Origin of the sequence: Streptomyces sp. NBC_01669 (assembly GCF_026339735.1) — a bacterium.
Classification (GTDB): Bacteria; Actinomycetota; Actinomycetes; order Streptomycetales; family Streptomycetaceae; genus Streptomyces; species Streptomyces yanii.
The window spans coordinates 3567240-3587909 of record NZ_JAPEQG010000001.1; the positions used below are offsets into that span (position 1 = coordinate 3567240).

At 69.7% G+C, this 20670-nt stretch carries 20 protein-coding genes; 9 read left to right on the plus strand and 11 right to left on the minus strand.

Annotated features, from left to right (window positions below):
• Positions 1-210: 210 nt before the first annotated feature.
• Complete coding sequence (locus OG972_RS15625) at positions 211-972, minus strand: isoprenyl transferase (RefSeq protein WP_266982038.1); 762 nt, start codon at positions 970-972, stop codon at positions 211-213.
• Positions 973-1172: 200 nt separating this feature from the next.
• On the opposite strand from OG972_RS15625, the gene mgrA reads away from it, so the two are divergent.
• Positions 1173-2213 (plus strand): L-glyceraldehyde 3-phosphate reductase, encoded by a 1041-nt coding sequence (gene mgrA / locus OG972_RS15630; RefSeq protein ID WP_266982039.1) that lies wholly within the window; start codon positions 1173-1175, stop codon positions 2211-2213.
• A 245-nt stretch (positions 2214-2458) separates the two neighbouring features.
• Here the strand turns inward: mgrA and OG972_RS15635 are convergent, their stop codons facing one another.
• On the minus strand, positions 2459-3082 hold the full coding sequence (locus OG972_RS15635) for a hypothetical protein (RefSeq protein ID WP_266982040.1): 624 nt from the start codon (positions 3080-3082) through the stop codon (positions 2459-2461).
• Positions 3083-3133: 51 nt separating this feature from the next.
• Here OG972_RS15635 and OG972_RS15640 point away from each other — a divergent pair, with 51 nt between their 5' ends.
• On the plus strand, positions 3134-4297 hold the full coding sequence (locus OG972_RS15640; RefSeq protein ID WP_266982041.1) for a winged helix DNA-binding domain-containing protein: 1164 nt from the start codon (positions 3134-3136) through the stop codon (positions 4295-4297).
• 37 nt (positions 4298-4334) lie between these two features.
• Here OG972_RS15640 and OG972_RS15645 read toward each other — a convergent pair whose 3' ends face one another.
• The 4 genes from OG972_RS15645 to OG972_RS15660 form a co-directional block, all read right to left on the minus strand.
• On the minus strand, positions 4335-4793 hold the full coding sequence (locus OG972_RS15645; protein WP_266982042.1) for a hypothetical protein: 459 nt from the start codon (positions 4791-4793) through the stop codon (positions 4335-4337).
• Positions 4794-4980: 187 nt separating this feature from the next.
• Entirely contained in the window at positions 4981-5763 is a 783-nt protein-coding gene (locus OG972_RS15650; RefSeq protein WP_266982044.1) for a class I SAM-dependent methyltransferase, read from the minus strand.
• A 109-nt stretch (positions 5764-5872) separates the two neighbouring features.
• Positions 5873-7099 (minus strand): IS110 family transposase, encoded by a 1227-nt coding sequence (locus tag OG972_RS15655; RefSeq protein ID WP_266990507.1) that lies wholly within the window; start codon positions 7097-7099, stop codon positions 5873-5875.
• A gap of 239 nt (positions 7100-7338) precedes the next feature.
• The gene (locus OG972_RS15660) at positions 7339-8151 is read right to left on the minus strand and encodes an A24 family peptidase (RefSeq protein ID WP_266982046.1); all 813 of its coding nucleotides are present in this window, start codon (positions 8149-8151) and stop codon (positions 7339-7341) included.
• A gap of 104 nt (positions 8152-8255) precedes the next feature.
• Between OG972_RS15660 and OG972_RS15665 the strand changes: the two genes are divergently transcribed.
• Entirely contained in the window at positions 8256-8627 is a 372-nt protein-coding gene (locus OG972_RS15665) for a DUF192 domain-containing protein (protein WP_266982047.1), read from the plus strand.
• Between the two features lie 301 nt (positions 8628-8928).
• Here the strand turns inward: OG972_RS15665 and OG972_RS15670 are convergent, their stop codons facing one another.
• Positions 8929-9336 carry a hypothetical protein gene (locus OG972_RS15670; protein ID WP_266982049.1) on the minus strand — a complete coding sequence of 136 codons (408 nt, stop codon included), beginning with the start codon at positions 9334-9336 and terminating at the stop codon, positions 8929-8931.
• Between the two features lie 261 nt (positions 9337-9597).
• Here OG972_RS15670 and OG972_RS15675 point away from each other — a divergent pair, with 261 nt between their 5' ends.
• From OG972_RS15675 to OG972_RS15690, 4 genes are all read left to right on the plus strand, one after another.
• Entirely contained in the window at positions 9598-9759 is a 162-nt protein-coding gene (locus OG972_RS15675) for a hypothetical protein (protein WP_266982051.1), read from the plus strand.
• Between the two features lie 190 nt (positions 9760-9949).
• Positions 9950-11983, plus strand: a complete 2034-nt coding sequence (locus OG972_RS15680) for a hypothetical protein (protein WP_266982052.1) — start codon at positions 9950-9952, stop codon at positions 11981-11983.
• 35 nt (positions 11984-12018) lie between these two features.
• Positions 12019-12603 (plus strand): hypothetical protein, encoded by a 585-nt coding sequence (locus tag OG972_RS15685; protein ID WP_266982054.1) that lies wholly within the window; start codon positions 12019-12021, stop codon positions 12601-12603.
• A 20-nt stretch (positions 12604-12623) separates the two neighbouring features.
• On the plus strand, positions 12624-13073 hold the full coding sequence (locus OG972_RS15690; RefSeq protein WP_266982056.1) for a DUF3592 domain-containing protein: 450 nt from the start codon (positions 12624-12626) through the stop codon (positions 13071-13073).
• A 67-nt stretch (positions 13074-13140) separates the two neighbouring features.
• Here the strand turns inward: OG972_RS15690 and OG972_RS15695 are convergent, their stop codons facing one another.
• Positions 13141-13656: a hypothetical protein gene (locus OG972_RS15695; RefSeq protein WP_266982058.1), complete on the minus strand. Its 516-nt coding sequence runs from the start codon at positions 13654-13656 to the stop codon at positions 13141-13143.
• 197 nt (positions 13657-13853) lie between these two features.
• On the opposite strand from OG972_RS15695, the gene OG972_RS15700 reads away from it, so the two are divergent.
• The gene (locus OG972_RS15700; RefSeq protein ID WP_266982060.1) at positions 13854-16235 is read left to right on the plus strand and encodes a PT domain-containing protein; all 2382 of its coding nucleotides are present in this window, start codon (positions 13854-13856) and stop codon (positions 16233-16235) included.
• Between the two features lie 149 nt (positions 16236-16384).
• Here OG972_RS15700 and OG972_RS15705 read toward each other — a convergent pair whose 3' ends face one another.
• The 3 genes from OG972_RS15705 to OG972_RS15715 all read right to left on the minus strand — a co-directional run bounded on the left by OG972_RS15705 (position 16385) and on the right by OG972_RS15715 (position 20272).
• Positions 16385-17116: an Imm52 family immunity protein gene (locus tag OG972_RS15705; protein WP_266982062.1), complete on the minus strand. Its 732-nt coding sequence runs from the start codon at positions 17114-17116 to the stop codon at positions 16385-16387.
• Positions 17117-17141: 25 nt separating this feature from the next.
• On the minus strand, positions 17142-19553 hold the full coding sequence (locus tag OG972_RS15710) for a Tox-REase-5 domain-containing protein (RefSeq protein ID WP_266982064.1): 2412 nt from the start codon (positions 19551-19553) through the stop codon (positions 17142-17144).
• Between the two features lie 125 nt (positions 19554-19678).
• Positions 19679-20272 (minus strand): hypothetical protein, encoded by a 594-nt coding sequence (locus OG972_RS15715; protein ID WP_266982066.1) that lies wholly within the window; start codon positions 20270-20272, stop codon positions 19679-19681.
• Between the two features lie 159 nt (positions 20273-20431).
• Between OG972_RS15715 and OG972_RS15720 the strand changes: the two genes are divergently transcribed.
• Complete coding sequence (locus OG972_RS15720; RefSeq protein ID WP_266982067.1) at positions 20432-20596, plus strand: hypothetical protein; 165 nt, start codon at positions 20432-20434, stop codon at positions 20594-20596.
• The last annotated feature ends 74 nt before the right edge of the window (positions 20597-20670 follow it).

Here is a 20670-nt window from a genome sequence, read left to right on the forward strand (position 1 = left end):
TGGGCCCGGGGCCTCAGGTCCGAGGCCCGCGTCCTCGATCGCCGGACGGGTGCTTTTCGGGCCCGCCCCGGAACACGGGTCCGGGCCCGCTCTCTTGAGCCGTTCGGGCGGGCAACTCCGGCCCGTCCGGCGTTCCAGGACGGAACCGGCCGCCCTGGGGGCCGGGGCCGGGCGAGACCCTGGCCCGGTCCGTGGAGGAGACGGGCGGCGTCAGCCGCCGAAGCGGCGGCCTCGGGCGGCGTAGTCGCGCAGCGCCCGGAGGAAGTCGACCTTGCGGAACGCCGGCCAGAAGACTTCGCAGAAGTAGTACTCGGAGTGCGCGCTCTGCCAGAGCATGAAGCCGGACAGCCGCTGTTCACCGCTCGTGCGGATCACCAGGTCCGGATCCGGCTGCCCCCGCGTGTACAGGTGCTCCGAGATCAGGTCGGTGGAGACGATCTCCGCCAGGTCCTCGAAGGACGTCCCCTTGGACGAGTGGTCGAGCAGCAGCGACCGGACCGCGTCCGCGATCTCCTGCCGCCCGCCGTAGCCGACGGCGACATTGACCAGTATTCCGTCGACCCCGACCGTGGCCTGCTCGGCCTCCTTGAGGACGGTCTGCGTGTGCGCGGGCAGCAGGTCGAGGGTGCCGACGTGGTGGACGCGCCACCGCCCGTCCGCCGCCAGGCCGCGCACCGTGTTCTCGATGATGCCGAGGAGCGGCGTCAGCTCGGACTCGGGCCGGTCGAAGTTGTCCGTGGACAACAGCCACAGGGTGACGACCTCGACATCGGTCTCACTGCACCAGCCGAGAAGCTCCTGGATCTTGTCCGCACCCGCCTGGTGCCCCTGCGCGGCCGTGCCGCCGGACGCCTTCGCCCATCGCCGGTTGCCGTCGAGGATGACACCGATGTGCTTGGGCACCTGGGCGTGGTCGAGGCGGGCCTCCACCCGGCGCGCGTAGAGCCCGTACACCAGGTCGCGCAAGTTCACTGAGTTCACCTCTCGGTTCTGTGCGGGCCCTCCCGCCCCATTTCCCGGGGTCCGGGGTCGACCCCGTGGGGATCGTCGCACCGGTCCGCAGCGTCCGTTGCTCCGCCGTGCCGTGGCAGTCCCCGAAGCCGCCACATTACTGCGCAGGCACCGCACCGGCCCAACCCGGTCTGTCACAAGTCCGTGATAAGGAGGGAAACGTGACTGATTCTTCTTTCTCCTACCGCGCCGCCGGTTCGCGCTACGACTCCATGGAGTACCGCCGCACCGGCCGCAGCGGCCTCAAGCTCCCCGCCGTCTCGCTCGGCCTCTGGCACAACTTCGGCGACGACCGCTCCCTGGACTCCCAGCGGGCGATTCTGCGCCGCGCCTTCGACCTCGGCGTGACCCACTTCGACCTGGCCAACAACTACGGGCCGCCGCCCGGCTCGGCCGAGCTCAACTTCGGGAAGATCTTCCACCAGGACTTTGCCCCGTACCGGGACGAACTGATTATTTCTACCAAGGCCGGGTACGAGATGCACCCCGGACCGTACGGCGAGTGGGGCTCCCGGAAGTATCTGCTGTCGTCGCTCGACGCCTCGCTGAAGCGGATGCAGCTCGACTACGTCGACATCTTCTACTCGCACCGCTTCGACCCGGACACTCCGCTCGAGGAGACCATGGGTGCGCTGGCCTCCGCCGTGCAGCAGGGGAAGGCGCTGTACGTGGGCGTCTCCTCGTACAACTCGGAGCAGACCGCCGAGGCAGCCTCGCTGCTCAAGGAGATGGGCGTGCCGGCCCTGATCCACCAGCCGTCCTACTCGATGATCAACCGCTGGACCGAGGACGACGGGCTGCTCGACACCCTGGAGGAGGCCGGCATGGGCTGCATCTCCTTCGTGCCGCTGGCCCAGGGACTGCTCACGAACAAATACCTGAAGGGCATCCCGGAGGGTTCGCGCGCGACCCAGGGCAAGTCCCTCGACCCGGATCTGCTCTCGAACGAGGTGGTCCGCCGGCTGAACGGGCTGAACGACATCGCGCAGCGGCGCGGACAGTCACTCGCCCAGCTGGCGCTCAACTGGGTGCTGCGGGACAGCCGGATGACGTCGGCCCTGATCGGCGCTTCGAGCGTGAAGCAGCTGGAGGAGAACGTCGCGGCGCTCGCCGGACCGGCACTGTCGGCCGAGGAGCTGAAGGAGATCGACACCTTCGCCGTGGACACCGCGGGCACCAACATCTGGGCCGGACGGGGCTGAGACTCCGGTCTTCGCCGGACGGGTACAAAAAACGGGCCGGTCCGTGGGGGGGGTTACGGACCGGCCCGAGGGGGGGTTTCCACCATAACCCTTCGTAAGTGATGCTGCGTGCCACGCCACCCGATAATTACTCTCCGAATTCGGTGGACTCCGGTCCGAGCACGGCACCCGGGGGCGGAAGGGGCGGATGAGGCGGGTGCGCTGCTGGAGGCGTCGGCTTGACGCCGGGCACTCCCCGCCGGAGGTCAGTGACCGCCCTCCGGCTTCACGCAGCCGGTGCCCTCGATGTAGCGGCCGTGCGCCTCGGCCGTGACCTGGCCGCGGCTCGCGCCGTCCACCGCGCCGTACACCACGCCTTCGAGGCAGATCGGGCCGTTGTCGATCAGGTACCTGTGATCGTGGCCCCAGGAGCTGGTCGTGATGGCCCTGGAGGCGTAGCCCAATTCGGTGAGGATCTCGCGGAGACCGGAGTCGGTGGTGTGCGGGTCCTGGGCCGCCGGGGTCAGCGCCTCCTTGATCCGCGCGGCCCGTGTATCGCCCTCGGCCCGTTCGGCCGGGGACAGTTCGCGCGCCTGCTGGAAGGCGTGGTTCTCCTTGTAGTGCGGCGCGCCGTCCACGGTGCCGGGTTCCTGGTACGGACTCGCGCCGACAGGCGGGGAGCCGGACGCCGTGACGGGTGCGGAGGCGCTCGCGGCAGCCGGGCTCGTGGGCGCGGTCGCCGTCGTGGCGGAGACAGAGGCAGCGGCGGGGGCCGCGGCGGTCGGTCCGGCGTTCGGGGTCCGCCCCTTCCCGCAGCCCGCCAGTGCCGGAGCCAGGAACAGCACCGTCGCGCCGATCAGGACCGCAGCTGTACGTCTCGCGAAGGTCATGGGCCGAGTATGGGACAGCCTCTGACCTGATGGGCCGCTAGTTTCCGAATCATGACGACCCGAGCAGCAACCGTGACCTGGACGAGGGCGAACGCACGCCGGATCGAGCGCCAGGGTCTCTCCGCCCCTCTGGCCGCCTCCCCCGTCGACGCCGTGGCGGCGATGCTCGCCGCACACGCGCAGGTGCGGTCCGCCGCCGAGATGTCCGTCGGGCTGCGGCTGACGGGCGGAACGCGTGCCGACGTACGCACCGCGCTGTGGACCGACCGCACCCTGGTCAGGACGTACGGTCCGCGCGGCACCGTACATCTGCTGCCTGCGGCCGAACTGCCGATGTGGACCGGCGCGTTGTCCGCCGTTCCCACCGGGGCCGGTCCGTTCCCGGAGGACGTCCGGATGAGTCCCGGGCAGACCGAGGAGGTCCTGGCGGCGATCGGCGATGCGCTGACGGGCGCCGAGCTGACGATCGACGAGCTGTCCGACGCGGTGGTCGCCCGCACGGGTCCGTGGGCCGGGGAGCGGGTGATGCCCGCGTTCCAGCAACTGTGGCCGCGCTGGCGGCAGGTGATGCATCTGGCGGGCCACCGCGGTGTGCTGTGCTTCGCCCCGGACCGGGGCCGCAAGGTCACGTTCACCAACCCGGGCGCCACTGCGCTCGACGGTCCGGCGGCGCTCGCCGGACTTGTGCGGCGCTATCTGTACGCGTACGGCCCTGCCACCCCTGCGCACTTCGCCACATGGCTCGCGGCGCCGAAAAGTTGGGCGGTGTCGGTCTTCGCGGAGCTGGCCGGGGACGGGGCGATCGAAGAGGTGGCGTACGAGAGCGGTGGTGGCGGCGGTACGGCGTGGCTGGTGGCGGGCGACACCGGATTCCCCGCCGGACCGGCGCGCGGGGTGCGGCTGCTCCCCTATTTCGACGCGTTCGCCATCGCGTCCCAGCCGCGCGAGCGGCTCTTCCCCGGCGCGGCGTACGAGCGCGCGCTGGCACGCGGCCAGGCAGGGAACTTCCCCGTGCTGCTGATCGACGGAACGGTCGCCGGGGTCTGGCACCAGCGCCGCTCGGGCCGCCTGATCGCGGTGACCGTGGAGCCGCTGTCCCCGCTCACCGCCGTGCAGCTGCGGGGGTTGGAGGAGCAGGTGGAGAGGGTGGGGGCGGTGCTGGAAGGGACGGCGGAGCTGACGGTGGGAAAGGTGATGGTGGGGCCGCACGCGTAGGGTCTTTCGTCTGGACTCCGCACGAGCGGCCCACGCGCTACGTGACCGCTTCCGCGCCGCGGTGCCCCCGGGTGAAGCGGATCACCACCGTGTCGCCGCCGATGACGACGAACCGCCCGCCCTCGCACCGGATGACGGCTTCGTGCACCTCGCCGCGCTCGTCCCGGCGCTCCTCGGTGCGGGTGACCGTCCACCCGCCCGCGGGCGGTTCCGGCAGGTGCGGCAGGGCGGAGAACCCCCACTGGCCCGCGGGTACGCACCAGTCGGGCAGCTGCGGCCAGGTGCCGGGACCGACGTGCAGGGTCCAGTCGGAGGCGCAGGTCAGGAGCACCGACTGGCCGTCGGAGAGCAGGAACTCGACGGCCTCCGGTTCCCCCAATTGTCCCTCCGGCCGGTAGAAGAGGCCGAGTACGCCGGTGATCCGTGCCCCTCTGAGCCATTCGGAGTCCCCGCGTCGCGGGCTGCGGAAGGCTTCCTCGTCGTGCTCCACCCTCATGGCCTGCTCCTTCCCCGTGCACTGACCGCCCAGGGTCGCATCATTCGGGCGTACGTCGGTGGAGAGGGTGGTCCCTTCGGGTACGGCGGCCCGCTCGTCTGAAGTGAGCTGCGGTACGAGCCGGTTGGATGCGGCGGCCGTCGCCCCCTCGGAGCTCGGCGAGGAGGGCGCGGGCGGCGCTGAACACCTACCGCGGCTTGCGGGCCTCGATCAGGAAGCGGGTGGTGTGCGCGACGAACGGCCCCTCGGTCTCGATGAGGTGGTGCAGGGCGGCCAGCTGCGGCCGGTACTGCCCGACCGTGAAGCCGGGCACCATCCAGATCACCTTCCGCAGGAAGTAGACGACGGCGCCGATGTCGAAGAACTCGGTACGCAGCGTCTCCAGCCGCAGATCGACGACCTCCAGCCCGGCCGCCTCTGCCTCGGCGCCGGCCCGTTGCGGGTCGCGGGCGCCACGCGCCTCGGGCGGCTGCGGGCCGAGGAAGTACTCGACGAGTTCGAAGACGCTCGCCGGACCGACCTGCTGCGAGAAGTACGTGCCGCCGGGTCGCAGGACGCGTGCGATCTCCGTCCACCAGGTGGTCACCGGGTGACGGCTGGTCACCAGGTCGAAGGCGGCGTCCCCGAACGGCAGCGGCGGCTCGTCCGCATCGGCGACCACGACGACGCCGAGCGGGTGCAGTCGGGCGGTGGCACGGGCGATGTTCGGCGGCCAGGACTCGGTGGCGACGGTGAGCGGAGGCAGCTTCGGCGCGGAGGCGAGTACCTCACCGCCGCCGGTCTGGATGTCGAGGGCGGCGTGGGCCCGGCCCAGCCACTCCCCCATGGCGCGCGCGTAGCCCCAGGAGGGGCGTTGTTCGGTGGCCCGGCCGTCGAGCCAGGAGAAGTCCCAGCCGTCGACGGAGACGGCATCGGCCTCGGCCACGAGCGCGTCGAAGCGTGCGCGTTCCTCTTCGGGTGTTCCAGGCATACGAGGATGGTGTCACCGGTGCGCCCGCGGACGCGACCGGATTCCGGGTGCCCCGGGCCCGGCGGTCCGTGAGCGGTACGACAGGTCAGACACCCCATGTCGTTTGGTGTCAAGCGGCTTGGGGGTGGGCGTGGTGGGACCAGGTGGTTGCTTCGTCGTAGCGGGTGCGGGTTTTGAGGCAGCCGTGGAGGATGCCGACGAGTCGGTTGCCGAGTTGGCGGAGGGCGGGGTTGTAGCCGACTTCGCGGGCTCGTTGTTTGTCGTAGTAGTGGCGGGCGCCGGGTGAGGCGCGCAGGGCGGAGAACGCCTGGGTCTGGAGGGCGTCGGCGAGGCGGTTGTTGCGGACGTAGCGGGCCTGGACGGTGTGGCTCTTGCCGGAGGCCCGGGTGATGGGGCTGGTGCCGGCGTAGTTCTTGCGGGCTTTCGCGCTGGTGTATCGGGTGGGGTCGTCTCCGAACTCGGCAAGCACCCGGGCGCCGGTGATCTCCGCGATGCCGGGCATCGAGAGGTAGATCTCAGCGTCCGGGTGCGCCAGAAAATGCGTCTTCACCTGCTCTTCCATCGCGGCGATCTGCTCGTTCAACGCGATGATCAGACGGGCGTGAGCGGTGGCGGTGGCCGCGTAGGCGGCCGTGACCGGCTCGGGCAGGCCGAGCTGCCGCTCACGCAGCGCGGTCTGGATCGTGGCCGCTTTCGCGGCACGGTTGTGGCGGCGGTGCCGGGTCAGGACGGCGGTGATCTGGGTGCGGGTCAGCTTCGCCGCCGCGGCCGGGGCAGGCGCCTTGATCAGCAGTTCCAGCGCGTCTGTGCTGGTCAGGGTCAGGTCCGCGTAGGCGTTCAGGGCGGCGGGGAAGTACTCGCGCAGGGTGGTGCGCAGCCGCTGGAAGGTGCGGGTGCGTTCCCAGATCAGGGTCTGGTGGGCGCGGGCGACGACCTTGACGGCCTGGGCCTGCTCGCTGTCCCCGGCCACCGGCCGCAGCTGGGCCCGGTCGATGCGGACCATGTCGGCGAGCGCGTGCGCGTCGCCCTTGTCGCTCTTGGCGCCGGAGGAGGCATACCGTTCCTTGAAACGGGCGACCTGCCGGGGGTTGATCGCATAGACCTGGTAGTCGGAGGCGATCAGGGCCTGCACCCAGGAGCCGCGGTCGGTTTCGATCCCGACCACCACCTCGCCCGGATCCAGGTCCTCGCCGCCGTGGCGGGCGAGGAGTTCGTGCAGTTTGGCGATGCCCGCCACTCCCTCGGGCAGGTTCGCGGCGGCCAGCTTCCGGCCGGTCTCGTCCTGGATCTCGACATCGTGGTGGTCCTCGGCCCAGTCATCACCGATCAGCAGCAACAGACCCTCCCCAGTCACGTACTTGACACAGCGGTGCAGCCTGCGGAAGGCACGGCACGCGGCCTAATGGATCCAGTGCTCACACCCTGACGGGCGGGCACGCCACCCCATCAGCGGTCTGGCCTCCCGGCCGACCAGCAGGGGCACGGTCTGACCTCAGAAGTCGATGCTTCCGGCGGCGTTAGTGCTCACCTGCTGGCGGCTACGGAACCGAGCATTCCCCAGTTCCGTAGCTCCCATTAGGCGGCGAGACCGCCCAACAGCAGCCCGAGCAGGGCGCCCCCGATCATGAACGGCCCGAACGGGATGCCCGTCTTGCGCCCGGCCCGTCGCAGGATCATCAGCCCGAACCCGTACACCGAGCCGAACACGAACCCGGCGAAGCCTCCCGCGCAGACGATCGCCCACCCGTACCAGCCGAGGGCCACGCCCAGCGACAGGGCAAGCTTGACGTCGCCGAAGCCCATCCCGTTCGGGTTGATCAGGAAGAGCAGGAGGTAGAAGCCGCCGAGCGCGAGGCCGCCGAGCAGTGCGGAGGTCCACGATCCGGCATGTTCCGGAAGCAGCGCCGCACCGCCCAGGAGCAGGATGGCCGCGCCGGCGAGCGGCAGCGTCAGCTGGTCGGGCAGCCGGTGGACGCGACGGTCGATGGTGGCGAGAAGCACGGCGACAGGGGCGAGAAGCAGCCAGACGACGAGCTCGGGGCGGAGTCCGGTGGCCGCGGCCAGGGCGGTGCAGCCGAGGGCGGTCACGACGGGGGCGAGGAGGGAGGGGGTGTAAGGCTCAGCCGTTCTCCCGGCTTCGCCACTGCCTGCATCCGGCGCGGAGGCGGCAACCGTCGCCGCCCGCGGAGCCGTCCGTACCCCGGCACACGCAGCGCACCGGGCAGAACCGAGCCAGCCGCGGGCCACCCCGCTGAAGGGGTGGCCGGCGGGGCAGGTGTCCCGCCATGCGTCGTCCGGTTCGACCGAGAACCGGTAGGCGGCGCGAGGGACCAGTAGTCCGGCCGCGGCGCCCCAGAGCGCGGCGACTCCCAGCAACATGGCGAACACGGAACCGACCCTAGGCCGGTGGACGCGCACGGGTCATGGGTCCAGGGGCCCACTGCGTACGGTTCCGGGCCCAGCGACGGTCACCGGGCGCTACGGTCGTGGCCATGGGTCAATGGCGCAATGGAAACGGGACGTTGACGGTCACGGACCGGGAGGGCGGACCGGAGCAGCAGGTGCCGCTGCGGATCGCCGCCTCGTACCGGGCGCGGTCCAAGGGGCTGCTCGGGCAGGACGGGATCGACGGGGCACTGATGATCACCCCGTGCGGGAGTGTGCACACGTTCCGGATGCGGTTTGCGATCGATGTGGCGTACCTGGACCGGAAGTTCAACGTCGTGGCGGTCCACACGATGAAGCCGGGGCGGCTCGGGATGGTGCGGCTGCGGTCGCGGCACGTGATCGAGTCGGAGGCCGGGACGATGGAGAAGTGGGGGCTGCGGCCCGGGGCCCGGGTGCGGGTCGTCCAGACCTCCTGACGCGGGGACCTGGGTCAGGAGGGCCGGGGAGATCTGCTTCGCCGCCCGCCGCGCCGGGTTCGGTCCGGGCGTTCGCGGCGGGCGATGACGTACGGCTCAGAGCCTGTCGGGTGACCTTCGATCGGATGGCGGACGCGGTCTGGTGCGTGCGATTCCAAGGCGGCGGGATGTCCTCGGATGGGGTCTCCCCTGCTCGAACGAAGCTGAGAGCTTGGGGAAGGAGCTACTAGGATATTTCGGCAACGCGGGAAGCGTGCGTGCCAGGGCGTGGCCGCCCGATCAGAGGTCACCCGACAGGCTCTCAGGAAGCCGGGCGGCGTGTACCCAGGCCGCGGCCGACGAGCGGGGTCACCGTGCGGATCAGTTTCAGCTGGGTGGAGCGCAGGACCTTCACCGTCATGTCGTCGGACCAGCCGGTGGTCGTGGACCATTCGTATCCCGAGCCGACCATCTCGCTGGCGAACGCCAGCTCCGTCGCGAGCAGGGCCCGCGCCCAGTCCATCGGTTCCAGAGGCTCCTTGGCCGCAAGTGCGGTACGGATCCGGGCGCCTCGCCGGTTCAGGTCGTCCGCGTCGTCGAAGCCCATGGCCACGGCGAACTCCTCCGTGCACCGTGCTGGGCCGCTCCACTCGATCAGGCCCTGTTGCAGGAGCTGGGACTCCTCATCGGTCAGCGTCAGCTGTTCCGCCGTCTGCACGCCAGTCGTCACCCTTCCACCCTTCCGGGAGCCCGCCCGGCCCCGCGGTCGTGGTGCGTACGTGGGTGCCGGCGGAACGTTCAGAACCTCAGGGATGCGACGCTAACGACCCATCGGACGGGCCGTCTTGGGCCCCAGGGCTCATGCCGGGGCCCAGCCGGAGCCGTTGCGGAAGCAGCGGGACGGTCCTTTTGCAGGTCCCGTGGCCGTCGGCCGACCGCGCCGGCGGAGGGCGCCACGGCGCCCGGCGACGTCGACGGGCGCGCCGGACTCGTGGTCGGCGACCCGTCGGAGGACAGCAGCCGGGACGCCCGGTGGATCGTCCGCTCGGATGCCACCGGAGTCATCGCCAAGGGCTCGGTCTCGTTCGGCACGGCCATCTTCGGCGCCCCGACCGGCCCGTCCCGGTTCATCCGGTTCCTGAGCTCCCGCTGACGACGTCGAGCCGCTCCGTCCGACGGACCCGGCCCGACCGCCGAATTCGCTGCCTCCGTTGCGCACTTGGGCCCGACTTTGGGGCCAAGGGCCCAGGTCACGCGGCCAGTTCGCCCGTACGCTCACGCCACACCCGAGGTTCAGTCAGCGGGGCAGGTGCAGGGCGAGTGAGCGTCGGAGAGGGAGAGCCGTGAGCAGTGGCGGGGGCTGGGGACACGGAAGCGCAGGCCGCATACCGCCGGGGCAGGGACCCGGCGGTCCGGGCAGTGGTGGCGGCCCCGGCTGGAACGGCGGAGCCGGGGGCAGAGGCGGTGCGTTCTTTCCGCTGACGCGCAGTTGGGCCGTCGGCGCCCTCGTCTACATCGTCGCCGGGTTCCTGGTGAGCCGCGGGCTGGTGGAGACCCTCGCCACCGGTGAACGGCTCGAAGAGTTCACCTGGCGGCTGGGCCTGCTGCATGTGCCCAGTGTCATCACCTCTCTGCTCACCGTCCTGGCCGCCGCCCGCGTCCTGCCCGAGGAGCAGCGGGAGTCCCGCCCTGTGTATCTGGCCGCCGCCCTGGGTGTGCCGGTCGCCGGACTCGCGTACGGCCTCTTCGTCTCGTGGCATCTCGTCGGCGTCGAGGGCGTGTTGATGCCGTTCGTGGTGCTGGTCACCGGTTCGGCCGCCGGGCTGGCCGTCGACCGGCTGCTGGAGGAGGACGACAGCGCGGAGTCCGTCACGCCGAACTCGTACTCATGGCGGGACAGCGGTGCCACCGCCATGGAGTACCTCGGGGTGATCGTCCTCGTCGTCACGATGATCGGCGCGATGGCGATGGCCGGTGTCGGCGGTCAGATCGGCGAGCGGATCCGGTGTGCGATCAGTTCGCTCGGTGGCGGCGGTGGCGGGTGCACCATCGGTGGCAACAACCCGGTCGCGAAGCCGAAGACGGATGCCGACTACGAGCCCAAGCTCTGCCAGATCTCCAGCGTCTCCGACACGGTCGGTGACAAGGTCAAGATCGGCTGGTTCGAGTGGGGCAACGAGTACGGCTTCCAGCAGAAGGTCAGCCAGGCCAACACGGATGTGAACGAGGACGGCAAGGTCGACGAGAACGACAAGCTGGTCTACATGACGTTCACGGACGCCGCGTCCGTGGGCGCCACCGCCAGCACCCCCGGCTTCAAGCTCGGCAAGCTGGGCAAGGCGGATGTCGACGTCGGCGGCGGCGTCAAGATCACCAACGGTGACACCTGGGTCTTCAAGAGCGAGGAGGACGCCAAGAAGATGCGGGACGACATCGAGGAAATGAAGATGTGGGAGACCTCCACGAAGTACAGCGGCGCCTACGGCGGTAACTGGTACTCGGGGATGAAGTGGGCGGACAAGAAGGAGGACGTCGAGAAGCAGATCGGCAACAAGAAGATCTCCTACTCGACGATCGGCCTCAATGTGTACGCGGACGGCGGTCTCAACATCAGCGCGGGCGACGAGTCCAAGCTCGGCGCGAAGCTCGGCGGCAAGGCCAAGTTCTCCCCGGACGTGACCATCTCGAAGGACGACGTCAACGGCAACGAGTCGTACACGTACACCGCCAAGCTCGAACTGGAGGGCAAGGTCAGCGGTTCGGCCGGCCCGCTCACCGGTACGGCCGGCGCGAAGGACACCCGTACCGGGACCATCACCGTCACCCGTGACCAGAAGACCGGCAAGATCGTCCGTATCGACATGACAAAGACGGTCGAGACGGGCTCCACGTCCGACAAGGGTGAGGCCAAGGGCGACAACGGCAAGAAGGACGGCGACAAGCGCGGCGGCAAGGCGGGCGCCACCGACTCGTCCGGCGACACGGGCATCGAGGTCCAGACGAACTCGATCGTCTTCGGCAAGGACACCGACAAGGCGACCGAGGACAAGCGGGCCATCGCCGAGCAGTGGCTGGACGGCAACGGCAACAACACCGCGCCGTTCGAGTACATGTTCGGCGACAAGTCCCTGCAGCAGAAGCCCGACGGAACCGACCCGTTCGACCAGATGATGTTCCAGGACGGGCTGTCGAGCACGATGCAGTACCACGGCGAGACGGACGCCCAGGAGTTCGGCTTCGAGGTCTCGCTCGGCATGAGCCTCGGATTCTCCCTCTCGGACGAGCACAAGAAGGAGACACTGACGGACGCGCAGTTCCTCGGAGCTCCGCAGGGCGACAAGCGCACGTTCCTCCCGTACAGCTACTGCGCGAAGTGAGCCCCCGTACGCAGCACCCCGCACAACGAAAGGCGATGACGGCAGTGAGGAAGTCCCGGACGTCCGGCGCGGTTGTTGCCGCCGCCCTCGGTCTCACCCTGCTCACCGGCTGCGGCTCCTCGGACGCCGCCGCCGTCCCGGACGGCTGGGGCACGCTCGACACCAGGAGCGTGTCCGTCGGCTACCCCGAGGACAAGGGCTACAAGGAGCAGTCCGCCGCCGACCGCAACAAGAACAACGCGGCCGTCGCGCTCAAGGAGGAGGGCGGGCTGCGCACCGGCATGGTCTCGGTCCAGCTCGACTTCGCGACCGGCATCGACGACGCGAGCGAGGCCGCCTCCGCGGCGGGCGCGGGCATCGGCCTCGGTGCCACCCGCAAGGGCACCACCGACGTGCGGCTCGCGGGCGAGGAGAGCGCCCGTGAGGCGCGTCGGATCGATTACGAGTTCACCTCGTCCGGCAAGGAGCAGACCCCGGCGAACGGCACCCGGATGACGGGGGTCGTGGTGGCGGGGGTCGATTCGAAGGACGTACCGTTCGCCATCCGGATCAATGCGGTGAAGGGCTCGCTGAGCGCTCAGGACCTCGACGCGTTCGTGGGCTCGATCACCGTGAAGTAGCGGGTGGAGGACTGGCGTTCATGGATGTACTGCCCGGCGGGACCGCCACTTTCCTGCTGCTGTTCGGCCTGTTCCTCGGCGCGTTCGCCGTACGGTCGGCGCTGCGGCTGAGCCGCGTGCTGAGCCTCGTGCGACACGGGGAGCGGGCCGAGGGGCGGTGTGCGGAGCGCCGGGTCGTGGACCGGGGGGCGGACCGGGAGCGGAGCTATGCGACGGAGTACGTGTTCGCGTTCCGCACGCTCGACGGCCGCGAGGTCGAGTTCGTCGACCATGCGCCGGGGCCCTTCGGCTTCGAGGTCGGGGCGCCGGTCCGGGTCTCGTACGATCCGGCGGACCCGGAGAAGCGCGCCACGGTCGCCGGGCCGCGGGCCTGGGGTCCGGTACTGATGCCCGCGGTGTTCGCGGTGGTCCTGGGTCTGTTCGCGACGGGGCTGCTGGTCGGGTTCGCGGCGATGCGGGGCTGGCTCTGACAGCCGCCGTCCGGGCGGGTCGACCGGGCGGACCGTCCGGACTCACGTGGATGAGCCTGTCCCCCGGTTACTCCTCGTCGTCCTCGTCGAAGTCGCCCAGCACGTCGGAGAGGTGCCGCTCGATGGGGTTGCCCAGCTCGTCCTCCGTGCAGAACAGTCCGTGCACGGCGCCCATCGGATAGATGGCCTCCTCCGTGTCCTCGCCCGGCATCCCCACGCAGGGGTCGTCGATGACCCCCGACGGATCCGCCTCCCCGAACAGGGAGGGCAGTTCGGCGCCCTTCACGGCGAACGGCTCGAACTTCCACACCGCCCCCTGAGTGCGGCAGACCACTTCCCCGATGTACCAGCAGGCCCCTTGAAGGAATGCGTCGCGGCGCGCTCCGAGAGTCTCCGCGGCGCTGTCGTACCGGCTGCGGATGAGGTCTTCCAACGCATCCAGGGACCGGGGGGAGAAGTCCCATGTCCGGGGGACGCCGGTGGCCTCGGCCCAGTCCTCGAAGCTCCGGGCGCGTTCGGCCAGCCACGCCGGCAGGTCGGGGTGGGTCTGGGGGTCGATGCCGTGGTCCGTGCGGTCAGCCATGCCGCCCACTGTAGACAGGCTCCCGGACCGTGGGGACGAACTGTCCGTCGTGTCACGCCAGTTGACACGCCATGCCTCAGCAACCCGTTGTATCGACCGACGCATGGGGCTCTAGGGTGTGGGGCTGGACGGTGGCAAGCACGGGGGCCCGCACCGTCCAACTCCGTGTCCCATGAGCCCCCCACAGGGACAGACACTTGAGTACCTCCATACGATCACGCATACGATTCCGGCTGGCCGCCTGCTTCGCCACCGCTGCCGCAGCCGGAATCGTCGTCACCGGCCTGCCCGCCTTCCAGGGCACAGCCGACGCCGCACCGGGCAGGATCCGCTGCGATGAGAAGTTCCTCGGCCGCAAATACAACACGGACGAGGCCCGCGGCATCCAGGGCAAGAACACCCCCTACAGCCAGAACCCCGAAGACACCTGGGGCGACTACTTCTTCGACAACCCCTCCCACGCCTTCGACGGGATGTCCACGCCGGACCAGGCGAAGCTGGACGCCGCCGGCAAGACCGAAGACGACGTCCAGAAGTGGAAGAAGAAGTACGGCCGGACCGGTGACCCGCAGTACCGGGCCCTGGAGATCTACGCCCGCTACAACAAGCAGCTCGTCGGCGACGGCCCCCGGAAGATGACGGACTTCCGCCTCTGGCTCGACCAGAGGGTCATCGGCAACGAGGCCAACCAGCGCAAGGGCGACGGCTTCGAATCCCGCATCGTCAAGCAGTTCAAGCTCGTCGGACCGGACTGGATCTGCCAGAAGGAAGTGCCGGTCTTCGACAAGAACGGCAAGGCGGTCATCAACCCCAAGACCGGCGAGCAGGCGGTCCGCAAGTACGACGCCTACAACGCCAAGACCAAAGAGTTCGTCGAGTTCAAGTCCAACGGCAAGCACATCGCCGAACAGCTCCGCTGGGACAAGCACATCCTGCGCAACAAGGAGTACGCCGACCACAAGCTCCGCCTGATCACCGGCGACGAGACCACGGGCAACACCAAGCGCCAGTACGCCTCCCTGAACCGGCAACTCCAGAGCGAACGCGGCACGAGCCTGCCCCAGGCCACGATCCGCGAGCAGCGCGCCAACGGCCACGCCCGCTGGACGCCGAACAGGTACACCCGCTACGACAAGGTCTTCAACCCCGATCCGCGCCGCGTCGGCTCCTACGGCCCGCTGCACGACGACGTGTGGCGCTCGGCGAAGAGCCCTGAGCAGGCACGCAAGCTCCAGCACCAGTACAACCAGGTCAACACCCGTGGCGGCTTCGGGCGGCCCGGAGGCATCGACTTCTCCACCCTGGAGCTTCAGTACGTCGGCAACCCGACCAAGGGCAAGGGTCTCGACTACTCCTTCAAGGCCGACATGGTCGAGGACGAGGACAAGAACCCCGGCTGGGGCGGTGAGCAGCGCCTTCAGCTCTCCTCCGATGCGATGTTCGCCTGGCTGGCGCTGACGCCGGACAAGTTCTGGGTCAACCTCAACCCGGACCAGCCCGACAAGATCATGGACAGGACGTTCGGGAAGACCGACGCCGGACGTGTTCTGCTCCAGGCCGACCTGGAGATGAAGCACGACTACGCGCGTGACATGGACCCCCGCAGCGGCATCGGCAAGCAGTACTGGGATGCCATGACGGCCGCGAACATCCCGTGCGGGCACCAGATCCGGCTGTGGATCGTCCCCAAGACCGCCAAGGTCCGCGCCGACAACAACGGCCTGTACATCCTGGATGCGCCGCTGAAGGTCAACGCCGAGCCGCAGAAGGTCAACTTCCCCAGCCCCAACGGCAAGTGCGACCTGACCGAGGCCCAGATCAACACCTCACAGCGCCTGGTCGAGCAGTACGTCATCCCCGACGTCGAGGAGAAGGTCAACGGCGGGAGCGCGTACGCCGACCTGCGCCGCGTCTACAACGCCCGCGTCGCGGCCGAGTACATCCGCACCCAGGACAAGGGCCACGTCACCGACTTCCGGCCCCTCATCAACAGCAACAACGTGGCTCGGTGGCCTCTGCGGGGCAAGGCCAGGACCTGGACCCCGAAGCAGACGTGGGACGAGTACATGAAGTCCTACACGCAGGGCGACTACAGCTACCCCTGCCAGGTCGACGGCCAGAACAAGACCTGCATCATGGGCGGCGTCGACTTCTCCAAGGCCCCGAAGCGCAATATCTCCAAGACGGAGTTCAACCTCCAGCACCCCAGGACGGACACCACCACCAAGACCTCCAGGACCACCACGGTCACCTACCGCAACAGCAACACCGTCATGTTCGGCGGCTCCAGCTCCGGCCAGGTCTACAACGGCGGCGGGAACGAAACCCCGGGCCCGAAGCCGACCGGCACGGCCAAGCCCACCAGCAAGCCGACCCACCAGCCCACCACCCCGGCGCCGGACCCGTCCGACAGCCGCACTCCCGCCCCCACCGGCTCCCCCGAGGACCCGGACGGCAACCTCGCCCACACCGGCTCCGACACCCCCGTCGGCCTGATCGCCTCCGTCGCCGCGGCACTCGCCGTCGCCGGAGCGGGCCTGACCTGGTGGATGCGCCGCCGTAAGGCCGCCGCGAGCTAGGGTTTTCCGACGCTCACAGCGAAGGCCCCGCCCCCTCCATGGCGAATTCCAGGGGGCGGGGCCTTCCTCCTGACCGGCCCGGTAGTGCTGTGACGGCTGTCTGTTCAGGGGTGGTGGCCCGCAGCCCTGCGGCACGACCTGCCGAAGCGCTACTGGAACGTGGCCCGGTCGAACGGGACCGTCAGCGGCTCCAGCGCCCCGGCCGCCAGCAACTGCCTGTTCACCTCGGTGATCGTGTCGATTCCGGGCAGCTCCGTGCCACCGCGCGTGAGATCGACGACCAGGCCGCCGTCTGCCGTACGGGTGTACGTCCCCGGCAGCCCCTCCGGTACACGGTCCGCCCGGCCCGGGGACAGATACACCGACCGGCCGGCGCGCGGGGCGCCGGCCCGGAGCCCGAACTCCGTCTTCACCGCGCGGAACTCCTCCCTGCTGTACGCCTCACCCCAGTCCGGGCCCCAGCAGGAGACGAGCGCCTCCAGAACGGCCGTGGAGCGGCGCACCAGTTCCGGCGCATCGTCCGCGGCCGAGACGAGCCCCACCACGCACGAGTCGGGCGCCCGGTTCGCCGATCCTCCCGCGGTGACGGAGACGGTCACCTTCACCGTGTCCGGCTGACCCGACCACAGGGACGAGGTGTAGCCGATGTACGGGGCGTCCGAGTCCGGGTTGGTGAGCAGGAGGTACTCCGTCAGGGCGGGCACACCGAGCTCCACCGCCGGCGCCGTCGGGTCGTCCTCCGCCTCCGCCGCCCGCCAGGTCCCGCAGGAATCGGCATCGATGCCGCCGAGGGTACGGAGCAGGTGCCCCCAGCGCTCGGCGATTTCCTGCGGGTCCTCCTTCCGGACGCCCCACAGCCCGTGGACCGTGACATTCAGCAACGGGGTCTCCTCTCACGCTGCCCGGTCAGGGCTTCACCGGGGTGTGCACCACAGTAATGTCGAGGCCCCTGTCGTCGAACATCTCCTGCGTGGCCCTGGCCACGTCGGGGTCCGACATGTGCCAGACCACGGGCTTTCCGCGTGCGGCGTCGAGCTGACGCGTCGCCTGCTGCACCCAGCGGTTGGTCGCCAGGCTGGTGAGCTGGCCCGTCGCCTCGTTGTAGAACCGGGTTCCGCGGTAGCCCCACTTCGTCTCGATGTACGTCTGGTTCGCGGAGTCCCAGCCGTCGAACTCGACGGGCTTGCCGTCCATCTTGTCGAGCGGGACCTCGTACTCCTTGCCGCGCTTCACGCCGGAGACCTGCTCCTGGTAGCGGGCGCCCATCTCCTGCGGGTACGCGTACGTGTCGGCGCTCTTCGACTTCCACTTGCCGTCGCCGAGGTCCTTGGTGCCCGCCCGCGGGTTCTTGAGCTGGTCGTACCAGGACGGCTTCTCCATCTTCGCGAGCCGCTTCCGCTCGGCCTCGCGCTTGGCTTCCTTGGCCGCCTTGTCGGCGTCGTCCGCGTCCTTCTTCGCCTGCTTGGCCGCCTCGACCTCTTCCGGTGAGGCCTCGCAGCCCTCGGTACGGAAGCCGGTGGGGAAGGTGGCGTATCCGGCGTACGCGGCCCGTGTCACGCCGGATGTCGTCGTACGTGTCGTCGTGGCTGCTGTCGTGCCTGCCGTCGTGCGTACGGAGGCCGTGGTGACCGTGGTGGCACCCGGCCGGATGCCCGTACGGCCGAGGGGGCCCGCGCCGATCGGGCAGCCCTTGCTCTCGACCTTCTTCTCCAGGTCGTCGGCGTGCTGACGCGCCTCCTTCGCCGCCTTCTCCGCGCCGCCCACATCGCCGGCCTTGGCGAGCTTCTTGGCCTTGGAGGCGGCTTCCGAGGCCTTCTGGGCCAGCTCACCGACCTTGCCGAGCTTCCCGAGCTTGCCCAGCTTTCCGACCTTGCCGATCAGCTTGGCCTCGCCGTAGCCGGGGATGAAGAGCGAGCCGATGTTCCAGAGACCGGTGCCGATCGCCTGGCCCTCGTTGCCGTTCTTCCACATGTCACGGACTTCGTCGCCGATGAACATGTCGTCGAGGACCTTCCGGCCCGTGCCGCCGGACGCCTTGGTCCAGTCCCAGACGGCGCCGAGGTAGTCGCCCTTGGACCACTTGTCGCCCGCGCCCTTGGAGTCCTCGACCCACTTGTCGCCGAGGCTCTTGCCGTAGTCCATCAGGCCGTTCCACGCCTTGATGGGGTGAATGATCGTGTCGAAGGTGCCGGTGATATCGCCCCACAGGCCGTCGCCGACCAGGCCCTTGAAGAAGCCGCCGGTCTGGTGGGCGGCGCACGAGAAGAATGCTCCGACACCGGAGGTGCAGCTCTCGTCGTCCTTCTTGTCCTGGGTGCCGTCGTAGTCGCCGTAGTCGGCGTCCGGACCCTCGGTGGGGTCCATGTCGTCGCCGCCCTCGTCGACGTCGCCGTCCTGGGTGGTGGTGTCGGTGCCGCCCGAGCCGGTGGTCCCGCCGGTGCTGTCGGATCCGCCCGAGGCGCCGGAGCCCTCGGTGGAGCCGCCCGCGCCGTTGGTTCCGCCCGACGCGTCGGAGCCTCCCGAGTCCGACCCGCCGGAGTCCGAGCCCCCGGACGCGGCCGATCCGCCGGAGTCCGAGCCCCCGCCCGCGACCGCGCCGCCCGAGTCCGTGCCCCCGCCGGATGCCGTACCCCCGCCGTTCGTCCCGCCCCCGGCCTCCACGTCACCGCCGCCCGGCGCCGGGCACGCGCTGCCGGTCAGCTGGCAGATCGCGCTCCGGATCTCCCCGGTCAGCTGGGCGCCGATCCCCGTCGCCACGAGGCCGCCGATGAGGGCCACGACCACCAGGACCATGCCCAGGTACTCCATGGCGGTCTGGCCGCCGTCCCGACGCCACTTGATCATCCGCGCCATGCTGAACGGCCGGTGCGGCTGCCGCTGCTCCAGGGGGAGTTCGAACCAGTCGCGGGAGGACGGACGGAACAGCAGCACGACGATCACGACCGGCATCACCAGCTGCGTCGCCCCGCGCCCGCCGCCCGCGCCCAGCGTCGACAGCGCACCGAGGGTGAGCCAGACGTGGACGGCGAGCAGCCCGCGCCAGATCCAGATGCCGCCGGTACGCAGGTACAGCGAGAGGACGAAGGCACAGACGCTCGGCAGTGCCGCGTACAGCAGCAGTCCGATCAGCTTTCCGTCGACCTCGTTGATCGACGACGCCACCGTGAGCACACCGACGCCGCCCAGGACCGCGAAGACGAACAGCGTCCGGACGAGAATCAGCACCGCCTGCAGCGGGCGCGGCAGCGACTGCCTGCCTGAACTGGTCAGGGAGACGCCGCCGCCGCCCGGAACTGCTATTCCGCCTGTGCCAGACACGACGAGTCCCCAACTGGTCGGCAGGTGACCAGACTTGGGCCACTCCATTTATCCGACCACATCGCCCCGTCCAGGGCATGGGCCCCAGGGCCCAAACCCGGCCCCGAGCTCCCGGCCTGCCCGCCCTACCTGCTGGGAACCTCGCTCCCGAACAGCATCCACGGCGACTGCTCGAAGGACCTCACACCCGACAGCTGCGGCTGCATGTCCGCGACCTCATGCCGCACGGCGAGTGTGTCGGGCCAACTGTCGAAGAAAGTCGTGCCGTTGACGATGACAGCCCGCCAGTCGGTCGCAGCCGACGCACCCTCCCGGTCGACCACGAAACCGATACAGAGCAGGGAAGCCCTGCCGATCGCCTCCCTGATCGCGCCTACGGCCAGTTCCCGCTCGTCCCGGGACAGCCGGCGCAGCCCGAATTCGAGGGAGACGATGCCGTCCCGCGTGCGGCGGATGCGCACATGGATCTCCGCGCCGCGCTTCACCCAGAGCAGGAACCCGATCTCGTCGAGCCGCTGCAGGCCCGCCAGGAGCACGAGCTGCTCCCTGGTCACCCACGACTGGGTCATCGCCGGCTCGGGTCCCGGGGTGACGAGGGTGATGCGTCGGGTGGTGGGGTGGGTGATCCGCAGTCCGGCCGCATCGAGATCGCCGAGCAGCGACTCGGCATCGGGGCGGCTCCAGCCAAGGTGGTACGAGTAGAAGAATCCGTCACTCATCGACGCTTCACCTCATCGGTGTGGGGGCACCTCGCCAGTACGAATGGAGCGTGAAGTTCTCCGTGCGCGCGGGCATGCCGGATTGCCGCTTCGGGGCGGCGTCGTCACATGCCTCACGGTTGGTCGTGTACGAGCGTAATGAGCGCGCCGGAACGGGGCTTGGGCCCACGGACCCAAGTCGACCCCCTTCTCCACCTGCACCACAGCAGCGTCGCTCGCCGACTCGAACCGATCGCAAAGACCTTGGGCATCGAACTGACCGAGTCCACCGGGCTGATGCGGGCCGGGCTCGCCCTCACCGCGTGGCGGCGGCTCAACGACTGAGGCAGATGAGTCCGGGCCCTGGCTCCACGTGTGTCCGGAAATCACTCTACCCAGCAGGCCTTACCTTCTCTTTA

What these genes read in the sequence shown, in the direction of transcription:
- OG972_RS15635 (WP_266982040.1), bottom strand. Translation starts at nt 3,082, where the DNA reads ATGACCTTCGCGAGACGTACAGCTGCGGTCCTGATCGGCGCGACGGTG.
- OG972_RS15640 (WP_266982041.1), top strand. Translation starts at nt 3,134, where the DNA reads ATGACGACCCGAGCAGCAACCGTGACCTGGACGAGGGCGAACGCACGC.
- OG972_RS15645 (WP_266982042.1), bottom strand. Translation starts at nt 4,793, where the DNA reads ATGAGGGTGGAGCACGACGAGGAAGCCTTCCGCAGCCCGCGACGCGGG.
- OG972_RS15650 (WP_266982044.1), bottom strand. Translation starts at nt 5,763, where the DNA reads ATGCCTGGAACACCCGAAGAGGAACGCGCACGCTTCGACGCGCTCGTG.
- OG972_RS15665 (WP_266982047.1), top strand. Translation starts at nt 8,256, where the DNA reads ATGGGTCAATGGCGCAATGGAAACGGGACGTTGACGGTCACGGACCGG.
- OG972_RS15685 (WP_266982054.1), top strand. Translation starts at nt 12,019, where the DNA reads ATGACGGCAGTGAGGAAGTCCCGGACGTCCGGCGCGGTTGTTGCCGCC.
- OG972_RS15690 (WP_266982056.1), top strand. Translation starts at nt 12,624, where the DNA reads ATGGATGTACTGCCCGGCGGGACCGCCACTTTCCTGCTGCTGTTCGGC.
- OG972_RS15695 (WP_266982058.1), bottom strand. Translation starts at nt 13,656, where the DNA reads ATGGCTGACCGCACGGACCACGGCATCGACCCCCAGACCCACCCCGAC.
- OG972_RS15715 (WP_266982066.1), bottom strand. Translation starts at nt 20,272, where the DNA reads ATGAGTGACGGATTCTTCTACTCGTACCACCTTGGCTGGAGCCGCCCC.